General features: G+C 66.8%; 1 protein-coding gene and 1 pseudogene. One reads left to right on the top strand and one right to left on the bottom strand.

The features are described from left to right. Positions 1 to 343 (top strand): response regulator transcription factor (locus ACI2LP_RS34335; RefSeq protein WP_404728455.1); only part of this gene is annotated, 343 nt, incomplete at its 5' end. Between the two features lie 656 nt (positions 344 to 999). On the opposite strand, the pseudogene ACI2LP_RS34330 reads toward ACI2LP_RS34335, so the two are convergent. Then, positions 1,000 to 1,981: pseudogene (locus ACI2LP_RS34330) on the bottom strand (hypothetical protein); the annotation flags it as partial.

Here is a 1,981-nt window from a genome sequence, read left to right as displayed (position 1 = left end):
ACTCGCCACCGCTGTGCGCACCGTGGCCGAAGGCGGGGCGCTGCTCGCGCCATCGATCACTCGGCGCCTCATCGACCGGTTCGCCGAGCACCGCACCGTCAACACGGCAGTTGCGAGCCGACTGGGGCGACTCACCGACCGGGAGCGCGAGATACTGGTCGCCGTCGCTCGAGGAGCCAGCAACTCGGAGATCGCCGAAGAGCACTTCATCGGGGCCGCTACCGTCAAGTCGCACGTGTCGAGCATCCTCACCAAGCTCGGTCTGCGCGATCGCATCCAGATCGTGATCTTCGCGTACGAGAGCGGACTCGTCGAAGCCGGCGACCACGACGTGGGTCACTGAAACATGTCGCAGACCCTCTGCAACCTCCCGAGCCGCTCGGGGTGGTACCGCCGTGGGACACCGGTCCGCGGATGGATGGTGTTCAAGGGCTGGGGGCATCGACTGTCCGAACCCTGCCGCCTCCGTGGTATCGATGGCGGCTGTGGTGCGGGGCCATTGAAGGGTACCGAGTCCGTGGGCTCCGTACCTCGCCCTACCTCAGCAGCATCCGGCAACTCCGGCGCCGGATAGGCGCAGAGCCTGGCGAAGCCTCCTGCATATACCGGACTCTGTCCCCTGGACCGGTGCGAACCCGCTGCGGAACCCTTACAGTTCGGGTTCCGCGTCTTCTTCATGTACCAGGGCTACCAGTTCGAGTTCATGCGAGACACAGGGCCCGACCCCGAATTCTGGTCATACTCTGAAGGCTTCCACGCCGACATCCCTGTCCCCGGTCAGGCGGACGCGGCGGGCACCCAACAGCGGGGCGGCTACTCCGGCTGCGTCACCGTCAGCGCCCACCGAATCGTCTCCTTCGAAGCGTCGTCTGCCACAGAGAAGGACCCCGGGCGGACGACGCCGGCATCCATGGTCACCGAGACGACCCCGGCAGCCTCTGCTGGGCAGTCCAGCCCTGCCCAGCAGAGCTCCAAGATCCAGACAGACCTAACGGAGTCCTATTGCGTCGAGGGCGGTCGGGTGTTGGCGGCGAGGTGTTCTTGCAGTTCTCGGTGCCGGAACTGCCAGCCTGCTCCGGCGATGCGGAGCAGGCCCAGGTGGTAGCAGTCGTCGAGGAAACGGCCCAGCCGCCAAGGCAGTCGGCCACGGGTACAGGTACACAGCAGCAGCGCCAGGTAGCGCAGGCAGGCTCCCAGCGCCATCCCGCGTTCCATCCGGTCCCTGGATCCAACGGCGAGGGTGTGCGCTCGCTGTACCCATGAGGTTCGAAGAGGGTCCGAGTAGGCAAACGCCACAGCTGCGGCCGCCACCAGCGGACGGACCAGGAGTCCTGCCGTGAGCCAGGCGGTTGTCAGGACCGCGACTCCCAGCACCAGGGTCGCGTTCAGGATGTTGGTGCCAGGATTGTCATGCCAATCCAGAGCGACGAGGACGGCACCGAGACCGGTAAGGAGTGCCGTGAGGACGAACCAGTTCTTCGAGTCTTCACGCAAGGGGATGCGAGGATCGGTGACCGGTGCACGGTCGCCTCCCAGCAAGTGGTAATGCATGCCAAGCGCGCACAGGGCCGCGACGATCCAGCCCGATGTATGCCACAAGCCCAGCAGCACCAGGAACAGTCCGCCCACCGAAACACGCCAAGGGTGCAGAGCCTGCAACCGTTCCCGGCTGATGCGGTGCGGCTGCGGCCATTCCGGCTGCCACAGCCCCGCCGTAGCCAGGCACATCACTACAAACAGCAGGATAAGGATGATCGACGCCGGGTTCAGGGGCCCGGCTGTCAGCTGCAGCATCGCCCAGGCGACGGGCGCCGGCGCGATGAGGGCTGCGGCCAGCAGCGTGGCGATGGCCCGGGGCCGGCGTGCGCCGGCCAGCGGCCACAGCTCGTGCAGGATCAGGTCCGTGCTGGACAGCGTGCGGCCGTCGAGGCGACGGCCGGTCCCGCCTGCAGTGGTGTTGGCTTGGAGATAGGACGCCAGC

Origin of the sequence: Streptomyces sp. NPDC019890, assembly GCF_044903445.1 — a bacterium.
In the GTDB taxonomy this organism is placed as follows: Bacteria; Actinomycetota; Actinomycetes; order Streptomycetales; family Streptomycetaceae; genus Streptomyces.
Note: the sequence above shows the minus strand (reverse complement) of the source record. Positions and strands in the feature narration are given on the sequence as shown.